Below are 25,801 nucleotides of genomic sequence, written 5' to 3'. Positions count from 1 at the left end.
CCGCTGTGGCGCAATCGCCATTTGCGACCTTTCGCGTCAATTCCCGCGCTTTTTCAGAATGTAGATGTCCATGATCCACCCGTGCCGGGCGCGGGCCTCGGCGCGGGTGCGGAGAATCTCGTCGGCCACATCCGCCAGCGGACCTTTGATCAGGATCTGCTCGGGCATACCCACGTACGCCCCCCACCAGATGTCAAAATCGGCCATGTCCAAAATCTGGAACGAACATTCGCCATCGAGCATCACCGCAACCGTATCCGCAGCGCTGGGCCAGCCCTCGTCGCGGAGGCGCCGGCCGGTGGTGACCAGATAAGGCGCGCCGATCTCGTTGATCGGCATGGCATGGGCCGCCGTCAGCGCCTGCAGCGCCGTGATGCCGGGGATCACCGTCGTGTTAGGCTGCGGGTCCAGCCGCGCCGCGATTCGCAGCGAGCTGTCATAGAGCGACGGGTCGCCCCAGATCAGCAAGGCGACGGTGCGCGCCTCAGGGTGCCGGGCCATCGCCTCCTGCCAGCGCAGGGCGATTATGTCGTGCCATTCATCCACGCCGCGCAGGTAGCCTTCCTGCGACCGGCGCTCGGGGATGTCGAAATAGGCGATTTGGGGCGGTGTGCCGGTGACCTTGCGAATGATTTCCTCGCGCACGCCGGCCAGATCGGTCTTGTTGGCGCCCTTGCGCGGGATCAGGATCAGATCGGCCGTGCGGATCGCCTGCGCGCCCTGAAAGGTCACGTGGTCCGGGTTGCCGGTGCCGATCCCGATCAAGACCAGATCAATCATCGTCGCTCTCCGCCAGCGGACCATAAAGGATCAGCGCCGGCGCGGTGCCGATCTCGGAACCCAGGCGCTCGGCCAGTGCGCCGACGGTGGACCGGTGCAGCGATTGGTCAGGCGTCGAAACCGATTCGGCCATCAGCGCTGGGGTGTCCAGCGGCAGCCCATGCGCGTGCAGCGCCTGCGCCAGCAGGGGAAAGGTGCGCTTGCCCATGAACACCACCGTCGTCGCACCCGGGTCGGCCAGCGCGGGCAGGTTCAGATCCTCGGGCAGCTTGCCGCTGACATCGTGGCCGGTGACGAATTGCACCCGCCGCGCAGTCAGGCGCCGGGTCAGCGGGATGCCTGCCGCGGCAGCCGCGGCAATGGCCGAGGGGATGCCCGGAATGATCTCGTATGCGATCCCGGCAGCGCGCAGGGCCACCAGTTCCTCCTCGAGCCGCCCGAACAGGCCGCCATCGCCCGATTTCAGCCGCACGATCCGCTGGCCGGTCTGGGCGTACTCCACCAGCAGGCGGCTGACATGGTCCTGCTTGGGCGAGGGCCGCCCGGCGCGCTTGCCCACGCCCACAAGGTCGGCCTCCTTGCGCGCATGGCTCAGGATCGGCCCGCTGCTGAGGTCGTCGAACAGAACCGCGTCGGCCTTTTGCAGCCGGTCCACGGCCTTGAGGGTCAACAGCTCCGGGTCGCCGGGGCCGGACCCGATGAAGGAAACGAAACCGCTCATGCGCTGGCCTCTGCGATCAGATGGAAGAACGTACCGGTGACATGCCCGCGGCGCGATCCGGTTTGTGGGCCTTCGGCGCCTTCGGTGTCAAAAACCCGCGCCAGGGGCGCGTCGGGCTGCTCGACGATCGAGGAATAGTGGAACTCGTGCCCCCGCAGCGCGGTCCCGGCCGAGAACCCGGGCATGTCGGCCAGCAACTCGGCCCGGCGATAGCCCAGGTTGAACTTGCGCTTCTCGTACGAGGTGACCAGACCCAGCAGGCCGGCCATCCGGTGGCGGGTGCCGTCCTTGTCGATCAGCCCTTCCCCCAGGGCCATGTAGCCACCGCATTCGCCATGTACGGGCCGCGTTTCGGCATGTTTGCGCAATCCGGTCAGGAACCGCTCTGCCGCAGCCAGGGTTCCGGCGTGCAGTTCGGGGTAACCGCCGGGCAACCAGACCAGATCGGCATCCGGGGCCGGCGCCTCGTCCGCCAGCGGAGAAAACGGCAGGATCTCGGCCCCGGCCGCCCGCCAGCCTTCCAGAAGGTGCGGATAGGTAAAGGAAAACGCCGCGTCCTGGGCCAGTGCGATCCGTTGCGCCGGAGGGCGCGGCAGCGCGGCCGACGACGGCCCCGCGGGGCCAGAGCAGGCCGCCCGCTTGATAGCTTCCAGATCCACATGTTCGCGCAGAAAGGCCGCGTAGCCGGCAATTGCGCTTTCCAGATCGGGGTGCTCGACCGCCTGGATCAAGCCAAGATGCCGCTCGGGCAGGGTCAGGTCGCCGCGCCGGGGCAAAACGCCCAGAACCGGCAGGCCCGCGCGCTCCATCCCCAGACGGGTCAGGCGTTCGTGGCGCGGGCTGGCGCAGCGGTTCAGAATCACACCGGCAAAGGGCAGGTCGGGGTTGTACATCCGGAACCCCAGCGCCGTTGCTGCGGCCGATTGCGCCTGGCCTCCCACGTCCAGCACCAGAACCACCGGCCAGCCCATGCGCAGCGCGGTCTCGGCGCTGGACCCATGGCCCAGCTCGCCCGGCTTGGCGACCCCGTCGAACAGGCCCATCGACCCTTCGGCCACCACGATGTCGGCGCCTTTGGCCTGCGCCGCAATCGCGCCCAGCAACGGCGCGCCCATCGCCCAGCTGTCCAGGTTGAACGAGGCCCGCCCCGCCGCCGCCCGGTGAAAGGCCGGGTCGATGTAGTCGGGACCGCTCTTGAAGGGCTGCACCGTGAGCCCGTCCTCGGCCAGCGCGCGCAGCAGGCCCAGCATCACCGTGGTCTTGCCCGTCCCCGAGGATGGGGCCGAGATCAGCACTCCGGGCGGGTTAGTCATCTCCGTGACTCCAGCTTGACCACGGGCTGTCGGCGCTTTGCGGGCGATAGCGACGGTCATAAGTCTTTGAATACAGACAGCTTTCGTCGAAGCCTTCACCGGCCAGCGCCGGCCCGACCAGGATCAGCGCGGTGCGCGAGATGCTCTCGTCCAGCGAGTCCTTCAACGTGCCCAGCGTCGCGCGGATGATCCGCTCGTCCGGCCAGCTTGCGCGGTACACCACGGCCACCGGGCAATCGGCGCCATAGGCGGGGGTCAGGTCGGCCACAACCTTGTCCAGATTGCCGATCGACAGGTGAATGGCCAGCGTCGCGCCGGTGCGGGCGAAGTTTTCCAGCGTTTCGCCCTCGGGCATGGACGAGGCGCGCCCCGGGGTCCGCGTCAGCACCACCGATTGCGCCAGCCCGGGCAGGGTCAGTTCGGTGCCCAAAGCGGCTGCGGCGGCGGCAAAGGACGGAACGCCGGGGGTCACGCTGACGGGAATACCCATCTGTTTCAGGCGCCGGATCTGTTCGCCCATCGCCGACCAGACCGACAGGTCGCCCGAATGCAGGCGGGCCACGTCCTGACCGGCGTCATGGGCGGTTTTGATTTCAGACATGATCTGATCCAGATCCATCGGCGCGGTGTTCACGATGCGCGCGCCTTCGGGGCAGTGGGCCAGGATCTCCTCGGGCACAAGTGATCCGGCATACAGGCACACCGGGCAAGCGGCGATGATGTCGCGTCCGCGCAGGGTCAGAAGGTCGGCGGCGCCCGGTCCGGCGCCGATGAAATGAACGGTCATGTCTGTCCTCCAATGGCGACCGCGCAGGTGGCAAGCCGGTCGTCCGAGATCTGTCGGGGTGAAAGCAGCCGCGCGCCCGGTCCGGCGGCGGCAAGGGCGGAAGCTTCAGCCACGCTGCCGGTGCCATGACTGGCGCGGCTGCGGGGCGAGCAGGTGAGGGTGCGTTGCCCGGCCAGATCGGCCGGGTCCGCGAAATGCAGGGGCAGGGCGCAAGCGGCGGCAAATTCGGCCAGCGCCGGATGGCCGGCCTTGTCGGCGGCGGTGGCCAGCGCGTTCACCGCCTGTCCGGCAGTGGCGCGGTCGAACGCGGCACGCAGGCTGGCGCAGGTCGCGGTGGACGAAAACCCAAGCCCGGCCACGATCATAGGGTCACGCTCCACTGCACGACCGGATAGGCCGATTTCCAGCCGCGCCGGGGGCCGAGGTCCCCGGCCTGCGCCAGCTCGATCCGCAGCAGGTCGCCGCCCAGCTTGGCGTGCCATTGGCTCAGCACCGCTTCGCTTTCCAGCGTCACGGCATTGGCCACCAGCCGGGTGCCCGAGGGCAGGTTGGCCGCAACCCAGTCCAGCAGTGCGTCGCTCAGCCCACCGCCGATGAACACCACGTCAGGCAAGGGCAGGCCGTCCAGCGCATCGGGCGCCCGGCCATGGATGACCTGCAACCGATCTTGTCCCAGCGCGTCGGCATTGGCGCGGATGCGCGCGGCGCGGTCGGCGCGCGGCTCGATTGTGGTGGCAGTCAGGGACGGGTCGCACATGAGCCACTCGATGCCGATCGATCCACTGCCGCCGCCGATGTCCCACAGATGCTCGCCCCGCGCGGGTGCCAGCGCCGACAGGGTCAGCGCGCGCACCGGCCGTTTGGTGATCTGCCCATCGGTTTCGAAAATCTCGTCGGGTTTGCCCGAGGCCATCGGCAGCGAGCGCCCGTCGCCCGAAACCTCGAGCGCAACGCAGACCGGGTGCTCGAACGCGCCCAGCAAGGCTTCGGTCAGGGACATGCTGCGCGCGCGTTCCCGAGGGCCACCGAGGGCCTCCATCACGTGCAGGGTCGTATCGCCGAACCCGGTCTCAGTCAGATAGCGGGCCAGCTCGGCCACAGCGGCCCCGTCGCGCAGCAGGACGATGGCGCGCAGGCCGCGCGACAGATGCGGACGCAGGCGGGTCAGGGGGGCGGCGTGCAGGCCGAAGGTGGCAGTGCTTTCCAGCGGCCAGCCCAACCGCGCGGCCGCCAGCGAAAAGGTCGACTGCCCCGGCCGTGCAACCCAGTCTTCGGGGGCGAAATTGCGCGCGATCACCGACCCGGCGCCAAACCAGAACGGATCACCCGAGGCCAGAACCACCGTGCGCCGGCCCTTCAGTCCCTGCAGGATGGGCAGCCCGTCGGCGAAAGGCACCGGCCATGCGATGCGTTCGGCCCCGGTTTCGGGAACCAGCGACAGGTGCCGGGGCGGGCCCATGATGACCTCGGCGCGCTCCAGCTCTTGACGGCTTGCGGCCGACAGGCCATCCAGTCCATCCTCGCCCAGGCCCAGAATGGTCAGCCACGGAGTTTCAGACATGCCCAACCTCCTGATCCTTGGCGGCACGACCGAGGCCAACGCATTGGCCCGCGCCGTGGCGGATTTGGGTGTGGCGGCAACCTATTCCTATGCGGGTCGGGTCGACAACCCGCGGCCGCAACCGCTGCCCACTCGTGTGGATGGCTTTGGCGGGGCCGAGGGGCTGGTGCGCCACATCCGCGACACCGGCGTGACCCATGTGATCGACGCCACCCATCCTTTTGCCGCGCGAATGAGCCGCAATGCCATCGCCGCCTGCCAGCAGACGCATACGCCGCTGGCCGCGCTGACCCGCTCGGAATGGACGGCTGCCCCCGGCGACCGGTGGCAGCGCGTACCCGACATCGCCAGCGCCGTCGCCGCGCTGGCCGGGCCGCCGCGCCGGGTGTTCCTTGCGGTGGGGCGCATGCATCTTGAGGATTTCGCGGCGCAGCCCCAGCATCACTATCTTCTGCGGCTGGTCGATGAACCCGGCACGCTGCCCTTTGCCGAATGCGACGTCGTCGTGTCGCGCGGGCCGTTTTCGGTTGAAGGCGACACGGCGCTGATGCGCCGGCACCGAACCGAACTGGTCGTGTCCAAGAACGCCGGCGGCACCGGCGCGCGCGCCAAGCTGGACGCCGCGCGAGCATTGGGAATCCCGGTGCTGATGATCGACCGGCCCAAGCTGCCCCGTCGGGTCGAGTTGACAAGCGTGCCGCAGGTTCTGGACTGGTTGGCTCATTCCGGCGTGGACCTTGGCGTATAGACGATGGGGCCGATGGGACGGTCGATGACGCGGGTCAGCGACGAGCCGACGATCACCACCGTCTGCATGTCGGCCATGTCGGGCGTTGCCTCAGCCAGGGTCGCGATGCGGATCGCCTCGTCTGGGCGCGATACGGCGCGGGCGAACAGGATCAGGCGCTCGGGCTCGCATTCCTGCCGCAGGATTTCCAGCGTCTTTACAAAACCTTCGGGCCGCGACTTCGAGCGCGGATTGTAGAAGGCCATCGCGAAATCGGCCTGCGCGGCCAGCCGCAGGCGTTTCTCGATCACGGCCCAGGGCTTGAGGTTGTCACTGAGGTTGATGGCGCAGAAATCATGGCCCAGCGGCGCGCCCGCCCGGGCCGCGGCGGCCAGCATGGCGGTGATGCCGGGCAGAACCTCGACAGGGATCTCGCGCCAGGTGTCGGGGCCGTTTTCCAGCGCCTCGAACACGGCGGCGGCCATGGCGAACACGCCCGGATCGCCTGATGAGACCACGACCACCCGCTTGCCCTCGGCCGCCATGCGCAGCGCGTGCTGCGAGCGGTCGATCTCGACCCGGTTGTCGCTGGCGTGAAGGGTCAGGCCCGGCCGTTCGGCCACCCGCGCAACGTAGGGAATATAGCCCACCACGTCGGTCGCCTCGGCCAGTGCGGCGGTGACCTCGGGGGTCACAAGCGCCTCGTTTCCGGGGCCAAGCCCCGCGATCTTGACCCAGCCGCTCATGGCCGACGCCCCTGTCCATGCACGATGATGATCGAGAAATAGGGCGTGACCTCGGTGCAGGCGTCACTCAGCTTGCGGACGGTCTGGTTGGGCATCTGCGCATATTCCACGATCCAGGCCCGGTCGAACAGGCCCGCCGTTTTCAGCGCGCGTTTCACCTTGTCGATGTTGCGGCCGATCTTCATCACCACCAGCGCATCGGTGCGCGCCATGCGGTCGGCCAGAACCTCTTCGGGCAGGGTGCCCATCAGCACCGTGAGGATGTCGTCGCCCCAGGTGATCGGATCACCCGAGGCCGTCCAAGCGCCCGACATGCCGGTGATCGCCGGGACGACCTCAACGGGCACTACGTCGCGCAGGCGGCTGTAGAGATGCATGAACGAGCCGTAGAAGAACGGGTCTCCCTCGCACAGCACCACCACGTCCTCGCCCTGATCGGCCAGTTCTTTCAAGCGCGCGGTGCAGCGTTCGTAGAACTCGGCCAGCAGTGCGTTGTAGCGCGGATCGGTGACCGGGATCTCGGTCGTGACCGGGTATTCCATGGGAAACTCGACCGCATCGTCGCGGATCATCCCGTTCACGATCTTGCGCGCCTGCCCGGTACGGCCGGGCTTGCGGAAATAGGCCACGTGTTTCGCGCCGCGCAACAGGCGGTCGGCCCGGACGCTCATCAAATCGGGATCGCCGGGGCCGAGGCCCAGGCCATAGATCGTGCCCATGGTCATTCCGCCCGGCTTGCGATGGCGTTGATCGCGGCGACGGTGATGGCGCTGCCGCCCAGGCGGCCCTTGACGATGCAGCTGGGCACGGGCTGGGCCTCCCACAGGGCGTCCTTGGATTCAACCGCGCCGACAAAGCCCACGGGGCAGCCGATGATCGCGGCGGGGCGGGGGCAGTCGGGGTCTTCGAGCATGTTGAGCAGGTGAAACAGCGCCGTGGGCGCGTTGCCGATGGCCACCAGCGCGCCCTCCAGATGCGGGCGCCACAGTTCCAGCGCGGCGGCGGATCGGGTGTTGCCCATCTTCTCGGCCAGCGGGCGCACGCGGTCGTCGTGCAGGGTGCAGATGACCTGGTTGTCGGCGGGCAGGCGAAAGCGCGTGACGCCTTCGGACACCATCCGCGCGTCGCACAGGATCGGCGCGCCGTTTTCCAGCGCGGTGCGGGCGGTGCGCACGAACCCGTCCGAGAAATGGATGAACTCTTCCAGCCCGACCATCCCGGCGGCGTGGATCATGCGGACGGCGACCTGCTCTTCATCCGGATCAAAGCGGGCCAGATCGGCCTCGGACCGGATCGTGGCGAAGGATTGCTTGTAGATCGCCGCGCCGTCGGTTTCGTATTCATAGGGCATCAGGTCAGGTCCATGGTCTTCAGTGTTTCGAGGTCCAGCCCGCGCTGGAGGGGCTCATCCCCCGCGCGGCCGTGTTTTACAAGATCAAATCGCCCGTCGCGGCCCACCAGCGTCAGATCGGCCGCGCCCATGCGCGCGCAGCCCTTGGCGCAGCCCGAGACATGCAGGCTGCCGGACACGCTCGGAGCCAGTGCGCGGGCGATGGCGCGGGTCTCGGCCTGTGCCTGCGGGCAGAATGGCGCGCCGGGGCAGGCGTCGGTGGTCAACAGAGGGTCGGCGCCATCCGTTACGAAGGCCGGGGCGGGGATCGCCGCCCCGCCTTCCAGCAGGAATAGCCGCCAGGGCGTGACGCGCAGGGCGGCGGCGCCCGAGGCCTCGACCAATGCGCGCAACTCGGCGGCGGGCAGTTGCCCGAAGGCCGCGCCATAGATCGGGCCGATTGCTCTGTTGCCGGGTTGCAGCGCCGGTGCCTTGGGGCCGGGGGCGCGGCCCTGCCAATCCTTTGGCAGGTCATGCACCGCGATCAGCCGGGCCATGCGGCGGGTGTCAGAAGTGAAGCGCTCGGAGAACCATTGGGCCAGATCGATCACGCGGTCAATCGCCTCATCTTCGGTCACCAAACGGCCGGTCTCGGCCCCGTCGGCGCGCAGGATCAGGCCCGAAGCTCCCCGCTCCAGCCGGATATCGGCCGAGTCCTCGGTCAGCAGCCGTGCCGCGCCGGTATCCACCGCAAAGCCGAACTTGGCGGGCAAAGCGGGCAGATCGCCCAGCCGGTCGATCAATGCCTGTGTCAGGCGCGCGGTCAGGTCGCCGGGTTGGAAAAGCGGTGACACAAGGATGTTGCGCCGGGTTTCGATGCCCGGTTCGGCATCCAGCAGGTTCAGCGCCGACAGCTCTGCCAGCAGCGCCTGATGGTCGGCCTCGGCCACGCCGCGAAGTTGCAGGTTGGCGCGGTTGGTCAGGTCGATGGTGCCGTTGCCGAACCGCAAGGCCAGATCGCACAGACCCAGCGTTTGCGCGGCGCTTAGCCTGGCCAGACGCGGGCGCACCCGTACCACCAACCCGTCGCCGGACATCATCGGGCGATGCGCGCCGGGGCACCAGCCCTGAACGACCGGGGCGCTCATCCCAACCCCTCCAGATCGGCGCGGATCGAGTTGCGACGGGTGTTCCACAACCCGGCCTCGTAAAGTGCGCGGAACCTGTCCTGCATAGCCTGATGGGCCTGCGGGTTGGCTTGCTGCAAAAACGCGTCCACTTCGGGGTTGCCCAGGGTGGCATCGTGGTAGAGGTCGAACAAATGCGGGGCGACGCTGCCTGACAGATGTGCGAACGAGGCCATGTGATCCAGCGTCGCCGCGATCTCGGCCGCGCCGCGGAAGCCGTGGCGCTGCATTCCGGCGATCCAGTCGGGGTTGGCGGCGCGGGCGTGGACCACGCGACTGATTTCCTCGGGCAGGGTGCGGGCGCGGGGCGTTTCAGGGCGGGTATTGTCCAGGTGGTACAGCTGCGCCTGACCGCCGGTCAGCTTCTTGGCAGCGGCAAATCCGGCCTCATGCGTGGCATAGTCATTGGCCAGCAACAGATCGGTCTCGGTCAGGTCCTGCAGGTGCACGAAGCTGTCGGCCTGCGCCACGCGCTGGGTGATCCCGTCGGGGTCGTGGGCAATGTGCTCGCCCTCGAAGGCGAAGGCGCTGGCGTCCAGCCAGGCCTGACCGGCCTGCGCGCGGGCCTCGTCTGTATAGGTCTCGGACAGGTGGGTCATGTTCAGCCCATAGCTGCCCGGCGCCGGGCCATAGACGCGGGCGGCGGGAGCGTGGCCGGCGTAGGGGTTCCAGTCTGGCGCCTCGTCGCGCTCGGACAGCGCCCGGACCGCCTGACCGAACAGGGCCGACAGGGTCGGGAACACGTCGCGGAACAGGCCCGAGACGCGCAAGGTCACGTCCAGCCGTGGGCGCTCCAAGTCAGTGATCGGAAGAACCTCGATCCCGCTCACGCGCTCCGACCCCGGATCCCAGACCGGTTTGACGCCCAGCAGGTGCAGCGCCATGGCGAATTCCTCGCCCGCCGTACGCATCGTGGCCGAGCCCCACAGATCGACGATCAGGCCCTTGGGGTAATCGCCTTCCTCCTGCAGGTGGCGGCGCACCAGTTCTTCGGCCAGTTTTACCCCCTGCGCATAAGCCGCGCGGGTGGGGACGGAGCGCGGATCGGTGGTGAACAGGTTGCGGCCCGTGGGCAGCACGTCGGTGCGCCCGCGATAGGGTGAGCCCGACGGGCCGGCCTCGATCCGCTTGCCGGCCAACGCGTCCAGCAATGCCGTGCGTTCGGCCCGTGCCGAAGCGGCGGTGTCAAAATTGCCCGCAACCTGCGGCGCGCGGCCAAAGACATGCAGGCCGTCGCCGAACTGGCTTTCCTTGATGTCACAGACGAAACGGTCGATGCGGGTGATCGCCTCGGCGGTGCTGGTGGCCTGATCCAGCCCCAGATCGGCCTCGAGCCCGATGGCGCGGGCCTCGTCACGGATATCGGCCCGCAGCCGGTCGCGCCGCTTGGGGTCCAGCCCGTCGGCGTTCGAGAACTCGTCCAGCAGCGATTCCAACCGCACCATGCGGTCGGGCGTGCTGCTCTGCTTCATCGGCGGCGGGATGTGGCCCAGCGTCACGGCCCCGACCCGGCGCTTGGCCTGCGCGGCTTCGCCCGGGTCGTTCACGATGAACGGATAGATCACCGGCAGATCGCCGATCAGCGCCTCGGGCCAGCATTCGGCCGACAGGGCCACCGATTTGCCCGGCAGCCACTCCAGCGTTCCGTGGGCGCCGACATGGATCAGCGCGTCCGCCCCCAGCCCGCGCCGCAGCCACAGGTAGAAGGCCACATAACCATGACGGGGCGTGCGCGACAGGTCGTGATATTCGTCGTCACGCAGCTCGGGCACGCCACGTTCGGGCTGCAGCGCCACCAACGCCCTGCCGCGCCGAAGCGCGGTGAAGTGGAAGGCCCCATCGGCGCAGGTCGGGTCGTCCTCGGGCGCGCCCCAGACGGTGTCCAGATCGGCGCGCAACGCCTCGGGCAGTTGTGCCAGCGCTGCGCGGTAAGCATCGACCGACCATGAAATCCGGGCGTCCAGAAGCGTTTCGGCAATCGGTTCGGCGGGGGCGGTGTCATACCCCGCGCCTTGCAGGTCGGACAGGATCGCCTCGGCCGAGGCCAGTGCGTCCAGCCCCACCGCATGGGCCATCTGCCAGTCCTTGCCGGGATAGGTGGACAAAACCAGCGCGGGTACCTGTTGCGCCTTTGGTTTCTCGGCCAGGTCCACCCAGGCCATCGCCCGGTCGACGATGGCGGTGATCCGGTCCGGCTCGGGCCGGTGGGCAAAGCGGGAATATTCCAGATGCGGGTCGCGCTTGCCCGGTTCCTTGAACGAGGCGACACCGGCCGAGATGCGCCCGTCCACTTCGGGCAGCACCACATGCATGGCCAGATCGGCAGGCGACAGGCCGCGTTCGGCCTCGGCCCACGCCTTGCGGCGCGAAGTGGCCAGCGCGACCTGAAACACCGGCACGCCCGCCACGTCCAAGGGCGATGTGCCCGACGCGCCTTTGCCCGAAAACGAGGTGGCATTGATGATCGCCGAGGGCGTCATCGCGGGGATATTCTCGGCCAACCACTCAGCCGCCGTAGGCGCCTTGAGCGAGGGTGCGAATAGCCCCACCGCCTGATGACCCCGCGCGCGGATTTCCCGGATCAGCGCCGCGACCGGCGCGGTATCGGCTGAGGTCAGGTAGGCGCGGTAGAAGGTTACGATGATGCGCCGGCCTTGGCCTGCGAAGGCGTCCTCGGGCGCGATCACGCCGCGATCCGGGCACCACGCGCCGCAGTCGGGTAGTGTCTTGGCCCCCATCACCGGCCCGGCATACAGCCCCGCTGCCAGCGCCATCTGCGCCAGAGCCGCCTGGGCTGCCACTTCGCCGCCGGTATCGCACAGATGCGCCAGCCGCCGCAGGGTCGAGACCGGCAGGGTGGAATAATCGTCCAACCGCGTATCCTCGCGCCCGTCGGCGGGCAGAACCGCCAGCGCGATGCCCTTGGCCTGCGCCAGCGCCAGCACCTGCTGCAACCCGTAGGGCCAGTAGGGCACGCCGCCGATCAGCCGGATCAGGATGCCCTTGGCGCCCTCCAGCGTCTGTTCGACATAGGTATCGACCGACAGCGGGTGTTTCAGCGCCGTCAGGTTGGCCAGCCGCAACGAGGGCATCCGCCCCTCGGGCCCGCCGCCGCGATGCCATCCGGCTGCGAAGGCACCCAGATCGCTGTCCGAAAAGGACAGCACCACCAGATCCGCTGGGCTCTGGCCCAGATCGGTCGGGGTCTCGGTTTCCTCGAGCCCGTGGCTTTCGCGAAAGACGACGTGCATCGGTGCTTACTCGGCGGCCTCGGTGACGCCCGTCAGGATGCCGCGGATCGCAGCCTCGTCGATGTCGTGATGCTCGGCGATGACAACAAGGCGCGAGCGGCGCTCCTCGTCCGGCTTCCACGGGCGGTCATACTGGTGCCGCACCCGCGCGCCGACCGCCTGAACCAGCAGGCGCATCGGCTTGCCCTGAACGGCGGCATAGCCCTTAACACGCAGGATGTTCAGCTCGTTTGCCAGACGCTCGATTTTGGCGACCAACTGCGCCGGGTCGGTCTGTTCGGGCAGTTCGACAACGATGCTTTCGAAATCGTCATGTTCGTGGTCGTCATGGCCATCGTGATGCGAGGGGCGGGCGTCCATGTCGTCTTCGGCTGCGGCTTCCAGTCCCAGCACCACGCGCACGTCCACCGCGCCCTCGGCAACCTCGACTACGGGCAGGGGGCGCGGCGCCTCGGCGGCGATGACCTCGCGCGCCTTGGCCACGCCTTCGGGGCCGGCCAGGTCGGGTTTGGTCAGAAGGATGATGTCGGCGCACGAGATCTGATCTTCGAACACCTCGGACAGGGGCGTTTCGTGGTCGATCGAGTCATCGGCCATGCGCTGGGCGTCCACTGCCGCGACATTCGGGGCAAAACGGCCTGCAGCCACGGCCTCGGCATCGGCCAGCGCGATCACGCCGTCCACGGTGATCTTGGAGCGGATATCGGGCCAGTCGAACGCCTTGAGCAGCGGTTTCGGCAGGGCCAGACCGCTGGTTTCGATCAGGATGTGGTCGGGGCGCGGGTCCAGCGCCATCAGCGCCTCGATCGTGGGGATGAAATCGTCGGCCACGGTGCAGCAGATGCAGCCATTGGCCAGTTCCATGATGTTCTCCGCCGGGCAATCGGGGATGGCGCAGCTTTTCAGGATTTCGCCATCGACGCCCACGTCGCCGAATTCGTTGACCACCACGGCCAGCCGCTTGCCCTGCGGCTCGGACATCAGGTGGCGGATCAGCGTGGTCTTGCCCGAGCCGAGAAAGCCGGTGATGACGGTGACGGGAAGTTTTTCGAGGGTGCTCATGCTCAGGCTCCAATCGGGGGAATGCGGGCGGCGCAGTTCTTGCGGAAATGTTCAGGGCGGTCGCGCCATTTCACAAGGCCATCATCGGCGGCTAGGTACTTGGTGGCGCCTTCGACGATGATCTCGACATGGTCGGATTCGTTGAGGTTCTCATAGACGAAGGTCCAGCGCGACGGCCCGCCGCGCAGAACGATCGAGCAGCCCTGGTCGCAGTTCGACAGGCATTCGACCGGCTTCAGGGTGATGCCTTCGGGCAGGTCGGCGGCGGCCAGCGCCTTGTGCAGCAGCGTGCCGGGGCGCTGGGCGTCGTCCTCGATGGGCAGCCCGCGTCGGCAGGTGGTGCAGACCAGCAGCTCGACTGGTGTGGTCTCGGTCACGTCTCTCATCCCCATCACTCGGTTGTCGGGGGACGGGGTATGCGCGGGCCACGTTGCGGACATGGGCCCGACACCGGAACACCCCGTCCGGTTTGTCTTCGGGCGTTGGCAGGTCTCCCGGCTTGCGGATGTCAGAGCAGTGCTCTGTCGGATGTCCCGCCTTCCCGGCCTGCGGCCAGTGGCATTTGGGCACCCTCTCCGGTCACGGTCGCGGGGGCGGCTGCGTTTGACGGAAAACCGCTGACGCATTCCCTTTTCATCTGTTTGCACAGACACCAACGCAAGCGACATGCGGTACGGGCAGGGGGGTTGTCAAGCGCGCAGGGGCAAGTGCTTTGCGTCGGATCGAAAAAGCGACTTGCCGGGGTCAGTCCGCGGCATCACCGGCCAATCGGTCGCGCAACCACGCGAGGAACAACTGGGCGGGGATGGACGGAGGCGCCGCGCTGACGCTGCGGATCAGGTAGTGCGACTGGGCAAAGGGAATCGCCGGCCCTGCAACCCGGATCGGCGCGCCCTGCGCGATCGCGTTGCGCCCGAACCGCTCCAGAACGGTGGCGTAGCCCGCGCCGGCCATCACCAGTTGCAGCGCCGTGACGGTCGTATCCGCCGAATGCCGCGCGGGGCGGTCGGGCAGGTCGGTGTCCGTCGCCTCGAAGTACCGCGCCCAGTTGTCCTCGTACCCCAGAATGTGGATCAACGGGCCGTTGCGCAGGTCTGGCGCCGGGTCCTGCGCCCGGCAGATGGGCACCAGCCGCTCCGAGCACAGCCGGTCGGCCGCAACACCGGGCCAGTCGCCATAACCCAGCCGGATTTCCACGTCCACATCGGCAGGCGCGGCCGAGTCGTTCCAGATATGCGACACCAGCCGCACGGGGATCTCGGGGTGCTGCGCGCTGAACGCGGGCAGCTCGGCCGCGATCCAGTAGGTCATCGACGATATCGCCGCCCGGATGGTCAACGCCTGTCGCGAGGCGGGGCCGAACAAGCTGTTGGTGGATAGCGCGATATCCGACAACGCCCGGCGCACGGTCAGCGCATAGGACTGGCCCAGCTCGGTCAGCGACAGGTGTCGTGCGTTGCGGGCAAAAAGCGGCTGCCCGAGGTCCGCCTCGAGCGAGCGGATATGCAGCGACACCGCCGTTTGCGTCAGGCCCAGTTCCTGCGCGGCGGTTGTGAAATTCAGGTGGCGGGCAGCGGCCTCGAAGCTGCGCAGCCAGGCCGGATTGGGCAGGCGGTCCATTCAGCACCAAAATTTTTTGCATCTAAACTGACTTTTTATTCGTTTCTTTTGTCGGTGGGCAACGGAAATACTCGGGCCAACGAAATTGCGCCTGCAGGAGGGCAGAACATGAAGGTCGGGTTCATCGGTTTGGGCAATGTGGGGGGCAAGCTGTCGGGGTCGCTGCTGCGCAACGGTATCGACCTGACGGTATACGACCTTAACCCCGATCTTGTGGCGGAGTTCGCCGCCAAGGGGGCAAAAGCCGGTGAAAGCCCGGCGCAGATGATGCGCGATTGCGATGCGGTCATCACCTGCCTGCCGTCGCCCGCTGCCTCGGACGCGGTGATGCAGCAGATGCTGCCCGAGGTGACCCACGGCAAGATCTGGATGGAGATGTCCACCACTGACGAGGCCGAGGTCAAACGCCTGGGGGCCATGGTGATCGAGCGCGGCGGGGCGGCGGTGGACTGCCCGGTTTCGGGCGGGTGCCACCGGGCGGCCACGGGCAATATCTCGATCTTCGCGGGCTGCGACCGGGCAACGTTCGAGCGGATTCTGCCGTTCCTGACGACGATGGGCCGGCGTATTCTGCATACCGGCGATCTGGGCACGGCCTCGGTTCTGAAGGTGCTAACCAACTATCTGGCCACCGCCAACCTGATTACCTGCGCCGAGGCGCTGGTGACCGCCACGGCCGCCGGGATGGATCTGAACACCACCTATGAGGCGATCAAGATCTCGTCCGGCACGTCTTTCGTGCATGAGACCGAAAGCCAGGTGATCCTGAACGGCTCGCGTGATATTTCCTTCACCATGGACCTGGTGAAAAAGGATATCGGTCTGTTCCAGGAGGTCGCCGACCGCGCCGGCGTGCCTTTGGAGATGAACCCGTTGATGATCAAGATTTTCGACGACGCCATCGCCCGCTATGGCGAGCGCGAGCTGTCGCCTAACATCATTCGGCGGCTCGAGGATGCAACCGGGCTGAGCATTACCGCGCCCGGTTTTCCGGCCGAGATGCAGGACGATGAACCGGAAGAGCCGGGGTACGAGGTGATTCCGCAAGGTAGAAGCGCGGTCTGATCGGACGGTCAGCGCAAACGCGCGGTTTCGGAGGTGTCTTGCATGGATCGAGTGCGTAGGTGGTGCTCCTGCGCTGACTAAACCCTTGCCCGATAGTTACTGGTTAGCTCGGCTGGGCTAACCATCTCCGCACGTATTTTGGCGTTTCGTATCAACAAACTGTTCCAGTCGACTATTATTAGGACCAGAGAGCAGCGATGCAGTGCGAGGCTAAAAAGTTGGAGGCGAGTACCGGAATCGAACCGGTGTACACGGATTTGCAATCCGCTGCGTCACCACTCCGCCAACTCGCCTTTTCAAGCAATTTCAATTACTTGACGTGGTGCAGACGCGGTTCTAGCAGCTTTCCAGAACAACGTCCAGAGGGTTGCTGAAATTTCCGCCGGCCATGGCGTTGGATGGCCGGTCAGCGCAGTGGCAACTTTTGTCGCGGCCTGCAATTTTTGCCGGGCTGGCCGTTGCCGGGCGGGATCGGATGTGGCAAAAGCCGAGCAACCATGGGAAATATACGAGCGGTCACATGACGGATTTCGCAGCCCGACGCCACACGATGGTAGACACTCAGGTCAGGCCCTCTGATGTCACCAAATTCCCGATCATCGATTCAATGCTGAAGGTCCAGCGCGAGAACTTCGTGCCGGATGCCAGTCGCGAAGTGGCCTATGCTGGCGACCTGATCGATCTGGGAAACGGGCGCTGCCTGCTGGAGCCGAGGACTCTGGCGAAGATGCTGGATGCATTGAATATTTCGAATGACGAGGTGGTTCTGGATATCGCCCCGGCGTTCGGATACTCGACCGCCGTCGCCGCGAACATGGCGCAGCTTGTGGTGGGCGTCGAGGATGACGAGGCCAACGCAGCCGACGCGCAGTCCCGCCTGATGGAGGCGGATATCGACAACGCGATCATTCATGTCGGACCTTTGGAGCAGGGGGCGGCCGAGCATGGCCCCTATGATGTCATCATCATCCAGGGCGGTGTGGAACGTCTGCCCGATGCCCTGCTCGATCAACTGAAAGATCATGGCCGCATCGCTTGCCTGTTCGTCGAAGGCAACCTGGGCACCGTTCGCATTGGTCGAAAGTCCGATGGGCGGGTGACATGGCGTCATGGCTTCAACGCAAACGCCCCGGTACTGCCGGCGTTTTCGGCCGAGTGTGCATTTTCGCTATAGTCGATCAGCGGTTTTCCGCGGTCCCTTGATTAGTTGAAAACAAAGGCGCAAACTGCCTACGGGCTTGCGTTATTTTGATTTGAGAGGATTTGGGTATGCTTGGAACGGCTGGAGGGAAGCTGGTCAAGGCAGTCGCTCTGACGGCGGGAATCGCGCTGAGCGTGATACCGGGGCGCTCGGTTTTGGCGGACAATCTGACCGACGCGTTCATCGGTGCATACAACACAAGCGGGCTGTTGGAACAGAACCGCGCCTTGCTGCGCGCAGCCGATGAAGACGTTGCAATCGCGTTGTCGGCCCTGCGCCCGATCATCAACTGGACCGTCCGTGTCAGCCAGGATTATGCCAAGTCTCGCGCCGGAACAGTGGTGTCGACGGTCGAACCGTCGCGCTTCTTCTCGGGACTCACGCTGAGCCAGCTGGTCTATGACGGCGGTGCATCGATTCTCGGGAAACAGTCGGCTCAGGAAACAGTTCTGGCAACTCGCCAAGCATTGATCGATATTGAGCAACAGGTTCTGTTCCGCGCAACGACGGCTTATCTGAGTGTTCTGCTACAGGAAGAAACGGTTCAGATTCGCCAGAACAACGTCAATCTCTCAGGCGAGGAACTGCGGGCCACGCAGGACCGTTTTGAAGTCGGTGAGGTCACCCGGACCGACGTCGCGCTGTCCGAAGCGCAGTTGGCAAGCTCGCAGGCTGATCTGGCCGATGCGCGAGGCGACCTGAGCACTGCCCAAGCGGAATATGTGAACGCCGTCGGCAAACAGCCGGGCCGTACTGCGGGCCAGCCGCGTCTGCCGAAGCTGCCCGGTTCTTTGGCCGAGGCCATCAGCCTGGCACAAAGAAACCACCCGGCAATCCTTTCGGCGCAGCATCAGGTGCGTGCCTTGGATCTGACCGTGCAACAGCAGCGCGCGGGCCTGGGTCCGAATGTAAGCCTGAACGCGGACGCGGGGATCACGGAAAGCTATGACAACGACGACTATACCAACGATGCGTCCATCTCGTTGAATTTCAATCAGCCCATCTATGCCGGTGGCCGATTGGCGGCCAACGTGCGCCGCGCAATGGCTCAGCGGGACGCATCGCGTGCCAATCTCCTGAATGTGCAGAAAGACATCACTCAGGGTGTGACGGACGCCTATGTGCGCTTTGAAACGGCCACTGCCAGCCTGCGGGCATCCGTCGAACGGGTACGCGCATCGCAGGTCGCCTTTGACGGGATTCGCGAGGAGGCCACCTTGGGGGCTCGGACCACACTGGACGTTCTGACCGCTCAGCAGGATTTGCTGGACGCACAATTGGCCGAAGTTGCCTCGCGGACGGAACGGTCTCTGGCTGCCTATCAGCTGTTGCAGGCGCAAGGTCTGTTGACCGCCGAGCGCCTTGGACTGGCAGTCCAGATTTACGACCCGACGCTCTACTACAACCTGGTCAAAAAAGCGCCAGCACAGATCAGCAAGCAAAGCCGCGACCTGGATCGAGTTCTCAAAGCTTTGCGGCGCGAGTGATCAGCCACACTATCTGTTGTTAGGTTCGACCGGATTGGATACACTGGTCCAAAAGGTCAGAGCGGTAGAGAACAATGACAGATAGCAGTGTCAAAGCAGGTGTCGAAGACGTATTGTCGTCGATCAAGCGTTTGGTCAGCGAAGAAGGGCGCAAGGTCCCGAACCTGATCAAAGCGACTGCGGCCCGCAAGCCGGGCCGACTGGTTTTGACGGATGCCCTGCGGGTTGGCACACCGGCCGAGGATCCAAAAGCACCTTTGAAACTGGCCCAAAAGATCTCGGCTGAGGCGGCCTCGCATCATGCTGCGAATGTCGAGGCGTTCCGCCCGGCCAACGACCTGTCACAACCTATGCGGTTGCGGTCTTGCGATATCGTTCGCCCCGGAACCCCGGCAATCAACGACATTGGCGGTGAGTCTTCGGATGATCGCGAAGGCCGTAGGGATCTGGCCGGAAGCCTGAGCGCCAAGATCGCGGCTCTCGAGGCTGCGATTGCGCGGACCGAAGATCAGTGGGAGCCCGACGGCGAAAGCGACGACGCTTATTCCGGCACGCGCACCGACAAGGTCAGTTGGGCCACGGACACCGGGTTTTCGACGTCGAAGGATGCGGCTGAGTCCGAAGCTGAGATGAACGCTGACAGCGACGAGGAAACAACGCCTGCCACGTTTATTCGGGACAACCGGGATGCCTCAGAGGCCGAAGTCGAGCTGGATCAGGAAGCGCCGGCGATGGCGACCGGCACGATGGATGAAGACGAATTGCGCGAGTTGATCGCAGACATCGTCCGTCAGGAACTGCAGGGCGCGCTGGGTGAACGTATCACCCGCAACATTCGCAAGCTGGTGCGGCGCGAGATCAACCGCGCTTTGGCCGCTCAGAATTTGGATTGACCCTCAGCCGAACCGAGGCTCGGCTGCCAGTGACAGCAGGGCATCAAGGTCCATATGCTGTTCGAGGTGGTCGGCCAAAGCCTCCAACGTTTGCTCAACACTGTCTTCGTATGCCAGTTCCGACCTGGCGCCAAACCGCTGCAGATACGACGCGCGGAAGGCGTCTGACGTGAAAATACCGTGCAGATAGCTTCCCAGTACGCGCCCGTCTCTCGATGCGGCGCCTTCAGGTCGACCCTCCACCTGTAACCATGCACGGGCAGTATCCGGACCTTGGGTGCGCCCCATGTGGATCTCGTAGCCGGTGACGGGCTCGCCGCCGGGCAAGGCCTGCGCTGATCGCAGTTCGACCCGTTTTTCCCAGGACATAACCGTTTCCACGTCCAGCAAACCCAGCCCATCGACGCTGCCGGGTCTGCCGTCCACGCCATCAGGGTCGGTGATCACCCGGCCCAGCATCTGATACCCGCCGCAGAGGCCAAGAACATGGCCGCCCCGCCGTACATGGGCATACAGGTCGATGTCCCAACCTTGTTTGCGGAAAAAGGCCAAATCTCCGATCGTGGATTTGCTGCCCGGCAGAATCACCAGATCCGCGTCACCGGGAAGGGGGCGGCCAGCCGGAATGATCTCGACCGAAACACCCGGCTCGGCAGACAGCGGGTCCAAATCGTCGAAATTCGCCATGCGCTCCAACTGCGGCACCGCAACTTTGCAGGTGCCGCCTGCGTGCGAGCGAATATCCATCATGTCTTCGGCCGGCAGTTTCCAGGCGTCCTCAAACCAGGGAACGACGCCCAGGCAAGGCCATCCGGTGCGTGCCGCAATGTCGTCGCGACCGTCATCAAACAGGCTGACGTCTCCCTTGAAACGATTGACCGCAAAGCCGCGGATCATTGCTAGATCGGCACTGTCCAGCACTGCATGGGTGCCTACGATCTGCGCTATGACACCGCCCCGGTGAATGTCTCCTACCAGTATCACGGGCACATTTGCGGCGCAGGCAAAGCCCATGTTGGCGATGTCGCCTACCCGCAGGTTGGTCTCGGCCGGACTGCCGGCGCCCTCGACCAGCACAAGGTCGGCATCTTGGCAAAGCCTGGCAAAGCTCTCGAGCGCGGCGTTCAGAAGCTTGGATTTGTCCTTGCGATAGTCCTTGGCCCGCATCGTTCCCGCCCGCTTGCCCTGAACGATCACCTGCGCACCGGTATCGGTTTCCGGTTTCAGAAGGATTGGATTCATGTCCGTATGCGGCGCGCGCCCCGCCGCCCGGGCCTGCAGCGCCTGGGCGCGGCCAATCTCGCCTCCATTTGCCGCCACTGCGGCGTTGTTGGACATGTTCTGCGGTTTGAAGGGGGCAACCTTCAACCCTCGCCGCGCAAAGGCCCGGGCCAGCCCGGCCACAAGCATCGACTTGCCGACGTTGCTGCCGGTCCCCTGAATCATGATCGCGCGAACCATCTGAGCCTCCTGCGGATGTTGGCAGATGACCGCATTTATTCAGCCGACGAAAGCGTGGATCGGGCCATTTGCACGACGAATGCGACTATTCCGCTGCGTACAGGGCAAAAAAAAGCGCGCCGAAAGTACCGGCGCGCACTTTTGAGTCGGGCAAAGCCTTAGGCGGCTTCGGCCTGCTGTGCAGCGTTGCGGCGTTCGCTTTCTTCGCGCGACAGGGCGACGGAGGTACGCACGCCACGGCCAACGAACTCCATCAGTCCGTGGACAACCCGTTCGTTCGGGTCGATGCCAGCGCAGGACAGCACTTCGCGCCCATCGCGCGAGCGTGCCCAGCGGGCGATTTGTTCCGGGCCATTGCCGTATTTCTTGTCATCGGCGATGGCATCATCGAGTGCAGCCAGCACAACGGCCGCGAAAAGTTTGCGGGCACGGTTGCCTTGCTCATTGTTAAAGGCGGTGCCGTCAACGAAATCTCTCATCTCGTTTTCCTTGTTGTTCTTGCTCTTGTAATTTTCGGCGTGGCGGTCCTTATGACCTATTTAGTGCGATTCGGATACACCTAATTTGCATAGTTGCGTTGCGTCATTTGCATGGCTCTCTGCAGGTGCAGCACTAGGTTTCGTTGTATTGCATGGATCGCTCCCGCCAGATATAGGGACGACAACTGACGCATCAACCATGTGTGAAGGAAATATGTCATGCCCAAGATCAATGGGAACGAAATTCGCCCGGGCAATGTGCTTGAGCATAACGGCGGTCTGTGGGCGGCGGTCAAGGTCGATCACGTCAAACCGGGCAAAGGCGGTGCCTTTGCACAGGTGGAATTGCGGAACCTGCGCAACGGTTCGAAACTGAACGAGCGGTTCCGTTCAGCGGACAAGGTCGAGCGTGTTCGGCTGGAGCAGAAAGACCAGCAGTTCCTGTATGAAAGCGACGGGATGCTGGTATTCATGGATGCCGAGACCTATGAACAGATTGAATTGCCTGCAGATTTGCTGGGTGACCGTCGTCCGTTCCTTCAGGACGGAATGACCATCGTGGTCGAATTCTATGAAAGCGAGGCGCTGAACGCGACGCTGCCTCAGAAAGTCGTCTGCAAGGTCGTCGAGACCGAACCGGTCGTCAAAGGTCAGACTGCGGCGAACTCGTTCAAACCGGCGGTTCTGGACAACGGGGTCAAAGTCATGGTGCCGCCGTTCATCGCGCAGGACGAGATGATCGTCGTGAACACCGAGACCATGGAATATTCCGAGCGCGCGTAACGTCGCGTCATACTCGGAGAAAGACCAAGAAACCGCGCCGCTATTTGGCGCGGTTTTTTTCTTGCGAGGCGGCCCCGCCCCGGCGGTAGCGGGCGCGGTCCGGGCCAAACAGTTCCAGCAACAGCTCGAACTTGATGCGATTGGCGCTGACCTGCCGGTAAAAAGCGATGAGAAACCCGGTCGGCCCCTGGATCCGGGCCAGACCGCTGGTCGCGGCGACCACGGTTCCGACGTCGGTTTCTCCTTGCAGAACCAGCCATCCGCCCAGCATCAGAACACCGACGGTGCCTGCACCGTTGATCACGCTCAGCAGAAACTTGGCCGACAGTTTCCACAGAAACATCCGCCGTCGGGTGTCGTAGATCGCGTCGAACTGGTCGTGCACCTCTTGAGTCACGGCCTCGATGTCCTCGATCGTCAGATGGTCGGTCGCGCTACGCAATATGCGGACGCGGTCCGCCACGAACACGTTCACCTTTCTTTGCGAGACGAGAACGATAAGGATCTGCGGCGCGATCATCGAAAGGGCAATCAGTCCCAGCCAGGGTTGTGTCGACGAGATGTAGCCGATCACACTGACCAAGGTTCCGATCTGTACGACCGGGTCCGAGAATGCGCCTCCGGCGAATTTTCCCAGTTCTTCGGCTTCGGCAGAGATGGCCGTCGTCATGGTTCCCTTGCGGACATTCTCGCCCGACTCGTCCACGTCCACGGTGCGGGCCAGCAAAAGCTGACGGATCCGACGGATCATGTCTTCGCCCAATGTCCCCGCGCGATATCCCAGAACCCATTTCAGGGCGAGGCTCAGCAGGATCACCCCCATCATGCCGGCACCCAGCAGCAGAAGATGAGGCGCTTCGATATTGTCCGAGGTCAGATGATTGACGATGTCCCGTTGAAACTCCAACGGGGCCGCGGCAAGAGCCGCGACCGACAAGGACAACAGGATCAGTATGACTTGCCGTCCGGCGCTGGCGCGCCAGATGGCTGAATACAGTTGGAGCATGTAGGCACCCGATCAGCCAAGTGCCTCAAGTCTTACCGTGTGGCAGGCCCGGATAAAACGTTTGCAAAGCGGCCTGATCGTTGGCCGTGCCGGTTGGGCAACAGGCTCAATCCAGCAGACGCAGGCGGGCGTCTCCGGCCTGCATGTCGTCGCCCGCCCGATCAAGGCGCAGATAGGCGATGGCCTGTCCGTTCGATTGCGTGAACAGCGTACCGGCCGGCTTTCCCGCCGAAAGGATTTCGGAGCCGACCGGAGCCGCGCCGTCGATGGCGACAACCCGCAGCCCCTTGCGCAACTGGGTTTTGTGCTTCATGCGGGCGGTTACCTCTTGCCCGACATAGCAGCCCTTCTTGAAATCGACGCCGTTGAGCGGCTCGAAACCGGCCTCGAGGATATACGTGTCCGGTGTCAGCTCGATCCCGGTTTCCGGGATGCAATGACGCACCCGAATTGCGTCCCAATCCGTTCCATCATCGGCTTCGGGGGCGTCAGAATATGCGCGCCAGCCCATATCAGGGTGACGAGGATCGGGCAGGGCGCCTTCCGGTGCGGGCCCGGTTCCGCGTTGCAGGTGCAGGTTGGTTTCCTCGATACGCACATCCGCCCGCAGCTTGTACATGTTCAGCCGCTTGATCAGTGCATCCGCCATCCCCTCAGCCACGTCCAGCAGCACCGAGGCGCCATCGCGTTTCAGAAAGAAATCGGCCAGGTATTTGCCCTGCGGGGTAAGGATGGCCGAGTAGACAAGACCATCGTCCAGCTTGCGGGTGTCATTGGTGACCAGACCTTGCAAGAAGCTGTCGGTATCCGTGCCGGTCAGGCGCAAAATGCGGCGGGTGCTCATCTTTGGGTCCTCGTCATTGCCCTGAGAGCGGTGATATAAGCGAACCCGTTGCCAAGACCAGAGGTTTCGAACGTGTCCGCCCCGATCAGCATCGTGATTCCGACATTCGACTCCCAGACCGAACTCGCGCGCACGCTGATGACCCTGATGGAGGGACTGCACGCCGGGCTGATCCGCGAGCTTGTCATCTCCGACGGAGGGTCGACCGATCATACGTTGCGTATTGCCGATGAAGCAGGTGCCCGGATCGTTGCCGGGGCCGGGTCTCGTGCCGCACAGCTGCGCGCGGGATGCGACACCGCGGTGGGCGACTGGTTGCTGGTGATCCGTCCGGGGACCGAGCTTGAGCCAGGGTGGACCGACGCGGTGGCCGAGCACCTCGTAACGCGGCGTCCGGGTGTGTTTCGCCTTGGGTTCCGGTCCTCAGGCCTGATGCCGACCTTGGCAGCAGGTTGGGTCAATTTGCGCAGCCGGGTCTTTGGACTGGCGTCTGGTGATCAGGGCCTGCTGCTGCCGGCGCAACTGTACAAGGCTGCCGGCGGATATCCGGATCAACCGGGGAAGGAGGGGGCGCTGATGCGCTCTCTGCCGCGCGCGACACTTTTGCGGGCGCGTGCCATTACAGGTGCCGGGCGCCGTGATCGGGCGCGTTCTGAGGCGCCACCTCAGTAACCTCGGTTTCAGGTGCTTCCGAGGTTGGTTGCCGGGCCGGAGGCTCGGTGATGAGGTTGGACCGCAACTCGACAACAGATTTGCCCAGCCGGAATGGTGCCGCAAAGCTGACCAGACACAGCGCGATGATCTGCAGCACGAGAATGTGGGCGTTTTCCTGAAGATACTCCCACTCTCCCTTCAGTTTGGCGACCTGAGCGATCAGGTCATCATAGCTTTGCGCGAGGATCATATAGTCTCCGGCGATTGCCGGCACTTTCCGCCGCATGTTGTCGATCGCGGTCTGCGTTTCTTCGTCCAGCGTGGTGAAAACCAGGAATTGCTCGATGTCGAAGGCATCGGCTTTGGCGGCCATGTCCTGAATGTCATCCATCTGGTCTCGGGACCGGGCACCGAAGATGAAGTTCAGGCCCTGCAGCGGTGCAACTTCGTTGGTGACCGCGATGAACAGCGGCAGGTCGGCGTTGCTGGCGGTTGAGGCCGACAGGAACTCGACCTTGTCGCACAAAACCGCCGTGTCCGGGTCGTAGGCCGGATCGCAGAACCGCAGCCGGAACCGCGCGGCGTCGCGATCGAAGGCCAGTGTCGCCGCATAGGCAACGTCGATCTGTCGGTCCAGCCTTGAACTGTCGGATTTGTAGAGCCCCGCCATGACCGCCACCAGCGCGCCCAGCCCACCCAATACGACCCACACGAGGTCGGCCAGCTTCCATGCCCGGTGACCCGCTGGTTTGCGAAACAGGAACGCGGTGCCAATCGATCCGGCCAGAAAGAAAAGCAACAGCAGGGGCAGCTGGTAGTCGGTGATGAAGCTCATGCATCCGA

Annotated in this window: 26 protein-coding genes, 1 tRNA gene and 1 riboswitch; of the genes, 7 read left to right on the top strand and 20 right to left on the bottom strand. The window is 64.9% G+C overall.

Annotation, left to right across the window (positions count from 1 at the left end; translation table 11 throughout):
- Positions 1 to 36: 36 nt before the first annotated feature.
- Genes cobF through cbiE form a run of 6 tightly spaced genes read right to left on the bottom strand, consistent with a single transcriptional unit; the run spans position 37 to position 5,162 of the window.
- Positions 37 to 780, bottom strand: a complete 744-nt coding sequence (gene cobF / locus ACR0NY_RS05640) for a precorrin-6A synthase (deacetylating) (RefSeq protein WP_170368750.1) — start codon at positions 778 to 780, stop codon at positions 37 to 39.
- A complete protein-coding gene (gene cobA / locus ACR0NY_RS05635) occupies positions 773 to 1,501 on the bottom strand; it encodes a uroporphyrinogen-III C-methyltransferase (protein ID WP_170368749.1) in 729 nt (242 codons plus the stop codon). Before cobA ends, cobF begins: the two co-directional genes overlap by 8 nt.
- Positions 1,498 to 2,814, bottom strand: coding sequence for a cobyrinic acid a,c-diamide synthase CobB (locus ACR0NY_RS05630; protein ID WP_170368748.1), 1,317 nt, complete (start codon positions 2,812 to 2,814; stop codon positions 1,498 to 1,500). The genes cobA and ACR0NY_RS05630 overlap by 4 nt, the downstream gene beginning before the upstream one ends.
- Positions 2,807 to 3,601 (bottom strand): precorrin-4 C(11)-methyltransferase, encoded by a 795-nt coding sequence (cobM, locus tag ACR0NY_RS05625; RefSeq protein ID WP_170337728.1) that lies wholly within the window; start codon positions 3,599 to 3,601, stop codon positions 2,807 to 2,809. The genes ACR0NY_RS05630 and cobM overlap by 8 nt, the downstream gene beginning before the upstream one ends.
- Positions 3,598 to 3,966: a cobalamin biosynthesis protein gene (locus ACR0NY_RS05620; protein WP_170339400.1), complete on the bottom strand. Its 369-nt coding sequence runs from the start codon at positions 3,964 to 3,966 to the stop codon at positions 3,598 to 3,600. The genes cobM and ACR0NY_RS05620 overlap by 4 nt, the downstream gene beginning before the upstream one ends.
- Entirely contained in the window at positions 3,963 to 5,162 is a 1,200-nt protein-coding gene (cbiE, locus tag ACR0NY_RS05615; protein WP_170337730.1) for a precorrin-6y C5,15-methyltransferase (decarboxylating) subunit CbiE, read from the bottom strand. Before cbiE ends, ACR0NY_RS05620 begins: the two co-directional genes overlap by 4 nt.
- Between cbiE and ACR0NY_RS05610 the strand changes: the two genes are divergently transcribed.
- A complete protein-coding gene (locus ACR0NY_RS05610) occupies positions 5,161 to 5,910 on the top strand; it encodes a cobalt-precorrin-6A reductase (protein ID WP_170337732.1) in 750 nt (249 codons plus the stop codon). The two genes, cbiE and ACR0NY_RS05610, sit on opposite strands and share 2 nt — an antisense overlap.
- Here ACR0NY_RS05610 and cobJ read toward each other — a convergent pair.
- The 8 genes from cobJ to ACR0NY_RS05570 form a co-directional block, all read right to left on the bottom strand.
- Positions 5,883 to 6,635, bottom strand: coding sequence for a precorrin-3B C(17)-methyltransferase (gene cobJ / locus ACR0NY_RS05605; protein WP_170337734.1), 753 nt, complete (start codon positions 6,633 to 6,635; stop codon positions 5,883 to 5,885). The genes ACR0NY_RS05610 and cobJ overlap by 28 nt on opposite strands.
- Positions 6,632 to 7,360, bottom strand: a complete 729-nt coding sequence (locus ACR0NY_RS05600) for a precorrin-2 C(20)-methyltransferase (protein ID WP_170368747.1) — start codon at positions 7,358 to 7,360, stop codon at positions 6,632 to 6,634. The genes cobJ and ACR0NY_RS05600 overlap by 4 nt, the downstream gene beginning before the upstream one ends.
- Complete coding sequence (locus tag ACR0NY_RS05595) at positions 7,357 to 7,986, bottom strand: precorrin-8X methylmutase (RefSeq protein WP_170337738.1); 630 nt, start codon at positions 7,984 to 7,986, stop codon at positions 7,357 to 7,359. The genes ACR0NY_RS05600 and ACR0NY_RS05595 overlap by 4 nt, the downstream gene beginning before the upstream one ends.
- A complete protein-coding gene (locus tag ACR0NY_RS05590) occupies positions 7,986 to 9,113 on the bottom strand; it encodes a cobalamin biosynthesis protein CobG (RefSeq protein ID WP_170368746.1) in 1,128 nt (375 codons plus the stop codon). The genes ACR0NY_RS05595 and ACR0NY_RS05590 overlap by 1 nt, the downstream gene beginning before the upstream one ends.
- Entirely contained in the window at positions 9,110 to 12,403 is a 3,294-nt protein-coding gene (gene cobN, locus ACR0NY_RS05585) for a cobaltochelatase subunit CobN (RefSeq protein WP_170368745.1), read from the bottom strand. The genes ACR0NY_RS05590 and cobN overlap by 4 nt, the downstream gene beginning before the upstream one ends.
- Before the next feature lie 6 nt (positions 12,404 to 12,409).
- Positions 12,410 to 13,465, bottom strand: a complete 1,056-nt coding sequence (cobW, locus tag ACR0NY_RS05580; protein WP_170368744.1) for a cobalamin biosynthesis protein CobW — start codon at positions 13,463 to 13,465, stop codon at positions 12,410 to 12,412.
- A 2-nt stretch (positions 13,466 to 13,467) separates the two neighbouring features.
- Positions 13,468 to 13,851 (bottom strand): DUF1636 family protein, encoded by a 384-nt coding sequence (locus ACR0NY_RS05575; RefSeq protein ID WP_093962591.1) that lies wholly within the window; start codon positions 13,849 to 13,851, stop codon positions 13,468 to 13,470.
- A gap of 81 nt (positions 13,852 to 13,932) precedes the next feature.
- A riboswitch (cobalamin riboswitch) is annotated at positions 13,933 to 14,137 on the bottom strand.
- Between the two features lie 72 nt (positions 14,138 to 14,209).
- Positions 14,210 to 15,085, bottom strand: coding sequence for a LysR family transcriptional regulator (locus ACR0NY_RS05570; protein ID WP_170337745.1), 876 nt, complete (start codon positions 15,083 to 15,085; stop codon positions 14,210 to 14,212).
- Between the two features lie 108 nt (positions 15,086 to 15,193).
- Between ACR0NY_RS05570 and ACR0NY_RS05565 the strand changes: the two genes are divergently transcribed.
- Entirely contained in the window at positions 15,194 to 16,150 is a 957-nt protein-coding gene (locus ACR0NY_RS05565) for an NAD(P)-dependent oxidoreductase (protein WP_170337747.1), read from the top strand.
- Between the two features lie 219 nt (positions 16,151 to 16,369).
- On the opposite strand, the gene ACR0NY_RS05560 is transcribed toward ACR0NY_RS05565, so the two are convergent.
- A tRNA-Cys gene (locus tag ACR0NY_RS05560) sits at positions 16,370 to 16,443 on the bottom strand.
- Positions 16,444 to 16,670: 227 nt separating this feature from the next.
- Between ACR0NY_RS05560 and ACR0NY_RS05555 the strand changes: the two genes are divergently transcribed.
- The 3 genes from ACR0NY_RS05555 (at position 16,671) to ACR0NY_RS05545 (ending at position 19,731) form a co-directional block, all read left to right on the top strand.
- Positions 16,671 to 17,324 (top strand): protein-L-isoaspartate O-methyltransferase family protein, encoded by a 654-nt coding sequence (locus ACR0NY_RS05555; RefSeq protein WP_093963017.1) that lies wholly within the window; start codon positions 16,671 to 16,673, stop codon positions 17,322 to 17,324.
- A gap of 95 nt (positions 17,325 to 17,419) precedes the next feature.
- Positions 17,420 to 18,838, top strand: a complete 1,419-nt coding sequence (locus tag ACR0NY_RS05550; protein ID WP_170337765.1) for a TolC family outer membrane protein — start codon at positions 17,420 to 17,422, stop codon at positions 18,836 to 18,838.
- Positions 18,839 to 18,912: 74 nt separating this feature from the next.
- On the top strand, positions 18,913 to 19,731 hold the full coding sequence (locus tag ACR0NY_RS05545) for a hypothetical protein (protein ID WP_170368743.1): 819 nt from the start codon (positions 18,913 to 18,915) through the stop codon (positions 19,729 to 19,731).
- 3 nt (positions 19,732 to 19,734) lie between these two features.
- Here the strand turns inward: ACR0NY_RS05545 and ACR0NY_RS05540 are convergent, their stop codons facing one another.
- Positions 19,735 to 21,192, bottom strand: a complete 1,458-nt coding sequence (locus tag ACR0NY_RS05540) for a cobyric acid synthase (protein ID WP_170337768.1) — start codon at positions 21,190 to 21,192, stop codon at positions 19,735 to 19,737.
- Positions 21,193 to 21,350: 158 nt separating this feature from the next.
- Positions 21,351 to 21,671 (bottom strand): DUF6280 family protein, encoded by a 321-nt coding sequence (locus ACR0NY_RS05535; RefSeq protein WP_093962585.1) that lies wholly within the window; start codon positions 21,669 to 21,671, stop codon positions 21,351 to 21,353.
- Between the two features lie 219 nt (positions 21,672 to 21,890).
- Here ACR0NY_RS05535 and efp point away from each other — a divergent pair, with 219 nt between their 5' ends.
- Positions 21,891 to 22,454, top strand: coding sequence for an elongation factor P (gene efp / locus ACR0NY_RS05530; protein ID WP_093962584.1), 564 nt, complete (start codon positions 21,891 to 21,893; stop codon positions 22,452 to 22,454).
- 40 nt (positions 22,455 to 22,494) lie between these two features.
- Here the strand turns inward: efp and ACR0NY_RS05525 are convergent, their stop codons facing one another.
- Together ACR0NY_RS05525 and ygfZ are read right to left on the bottom strand one after the other, a co-directional pair.
- Positions 22,495 to 23,460, bottom strand: coding sequence for an ABC transporter transmembrane domain-containing protein (locus ACR0NY_RS05525; protein ID WP_170368742.1), 966 nt, complete (start codon positions 23,458 to 23,460; stop codon positions 22,495 to 22,497).
- A gap of 106 nt (positions 23,461 to 23,566) precedes the next feature.
- The gene (gene ygfZ / locus ACR0NY_RS05520; RefSeq protein WP_170368741.1) at positions 23,567 to 24,304 is read right to left on the bottom strand and encodes a CAF17-like 4Fe-4S cluster assembly/insertion protein YgfZ; all 738 of its coding nucleotides are present in this window, start codon (positions 24,302 to 24,304) and stop codon (positions 23,567 to 23,569) included.
- A 72-nt stretch (positions 24,305 to 24,376) separates the two neighbouring features.
- Between ygfZ and ACR0NY_RS05515 the strand changes: the two genes are divergently transcribed.
- Positions 24,377 to 24,976 carry a glycosyltransferase gene (locus ACR0NY_RS05515; protein ID WP_367646348.1) on the top strand — a complete coding sequence of 200 codons (600 nt, stop codon included), beginning with the start codon at positions 24,377 to 24,379 and terminating at the stop codon, positions 24,974 to 24,976.
- Here the strand turns inward: ACR0NY_RS05515 and ACR0NY_RS05510 are convergent.
- Positions 24,924 to 25,793: a hypothetical protein gene (locus ACR0NY_RS05510; protein ID WP_254432903.1), complete on the bottom strand. Its 870-nt coding sequence runs from the start codon at positions 25,791 to 25,793 to the stop codon at positions 24,924 to 24,926. The genes ACR0NY_RS05515 and ACR0NY_RS05510 overlap by 53 nt on opposite strands.
- Positions 25,794 to 25,801 lie beyond the last annotated feature (8 nt).

It is taken from the genome of Ruegeria sp. BJ5 (assembly GCF_056537865.1).
This window is presented reverse-complemented; position numbering and strand designations above follow the sequence as displayed.